This window comes from Negadavirga shengliensis (assembly GCF_042652345.1).
GTDB classification, from domain to species: Bacteria; Bacteroidota; Bacteroidia; order Cytophagales; family Cyclobacteriaceae; genus Negadavirga; species Negadavirga shengliensis.
In genome coordinates this window covers 1,382-3,092 of the sequence record NZ_JBHSJJ010000036.1, presented here as the reverse complement: position 1 = coordinate 3,092, position 1,711 = coordinate 1,382, and the positions used below count along the sequence as shown (strand labels likewise).

At 50.8% G+C, this 1,711-nt stretch carries 1 protein-coding gene and 1 pseudogene; both read right to left on the bottom strand.

Annotated elements, in window-relative coordinates:
- Positions 1–314, bottom strand: a pseudogene (locus ACFPFU_RS25530) (RagB/SusD family nutrient uptake outer membrane protein); the annotation flags it as partial.
- 19 nt (positions 315–333) lie between these two features.
- Positions 334–1,711, bottom strand: a 1,378-nt coding sequence (locus ACFPFU_RS25525) for a SusC/RagA family TonB-linked outer membrane protein (RefSeq protein ID WP_377069561.1), incomplete at its 5' end; no start/stop codon positions are given.

Sequence of the window (1,711 nt, the reverse complement as noted above, 5' to 3'; positions counted from 1 at the left end):
GCCCGCACCTGTTGGAAAGGCCGGTGTCTTTCGTGGTTGGGGGCCAGGTTATCGGCAAACCCGTCCAAATGCAGGTAACTGGCCAATTGGCTATCAAACCCGTTGTGATGTCCCAGCAGGATGGGGATGTTCACATCATTCTGGGCCAGGTGATAAAAATAATTATTATAGGTAGCCAGGTCATTCTCCGTGTTCCAGAACGTTTCGTTACTGACCTGGTCAAGCGGGTATCTTTCCAGAAAATCATCGTTACAGGCCCCGAGCATGAATGAACTGACCATCAGAAGCCTGAAATATATTCTATATGTTTTCATTATTTCTTGCTTTTAAATGTTAAAATGTGATCCTTGCTCCCAATGTATAGATCCGCTGCATGGGATATTCAATGGCTCCGGCCCAGATGGTTTCGGGATCCAAAGGCGGCCTGATGGGGGAATACTCCCACAGGTTCATCCCGGCAAAATAAACGTTGGCACTTTGGAAGCCAATGGCCTGCATCCAATTCACAGGAAGGTTATAACCCAGATTAACGTTTTTCAGACGGATATATCCGGCATTTTGCAGGAAACGCGTCTGCGGCTGGATGTTCTTCTTATCGTTGGTCGAGATGTGGGGATGGGCAAAATAGGCGTCCCTGTTATCTTCAGACCATGAGTCAGTGATAAAATAATGCTCAACATGACCGGCATTGAAGGGGAAAAACCAGGTCCAGTTGCCGGAGGTGGGCCAGTGGTCACGGCTCCATACCCCTTGGAAGAAAAGGTTCAGCGTGAAGTTTCTCCACTGCAGATTGTTGTTGATGCCGAAACTATACCTGGGTGTCGAGTTACCGATCACCCTTCTGTCTCCCGGATCATCTAACGTGTTACTGCCCGGAGTGATCCGGCCATCTCCGTTAAGATCCGCGTATTGGATATCGCCCGGTCTCCAGTTGGCACCCAAAGCGGACTGGTCAGGGGCATTGGCCACCTCGTCAGCTGTCTGGAAAATGCCCACGGTCTCATAGCCCCAGATCTCATTGAGCATCTGCCCTTCATAATACTGGTTACTGGAAGAAATCCCGGTAGGAATGGCGCCGGCGGGATTGTCAAACTTGGTAATGGTGGCCTGCCAATCCGATAGGGCCAGGGTCACATCATAATTAAGATCCTGGGAAAACTGGTTTCTGTAGGTCAGTGCCAGTTCCCATCCATAGGTTCTCAGGTCGGCGGCATTGGAAGACGGCGCACCGGTTCCCAATATAGATGGGTATTCCTGCCGCATCAACATGTCCTTGGTATCCCGGGTGAAGACATCGACAGAGCCGTCCAGTTTGCCCCCGAACAGGGTAAAGTCCAGTCCGATGTTTTTGGAGATTACCGTCTCCCAGGTAAGCGTTGGACTGACCAGTCCCGCGGGGGAAACAAAAGGTGTCCTGTTGGCGCCCACCATCATGAAGTTGGACTGGCCTATGCCCATGGTGGGGATATAGGGATACCAGATGGGATTGTTGTTGTTATCAACCAATAGCTGATTGCCGAGTTGGCCGTATGAAGCACGGATTTTCAGTTCGTCGAGCCAGTTGGAAGCAGGGGCCATCCATTGTTCATTGGAAAGCCTCCAGCCTAAAGAGACGGACGGAAAGAAGCCAAAACGGCTGTCCTTCGGAAACCTGGAAGTGCCGTCATACCGGCCGTTGGATTCGATCAGGAACCTGTCGTCGAATATATAA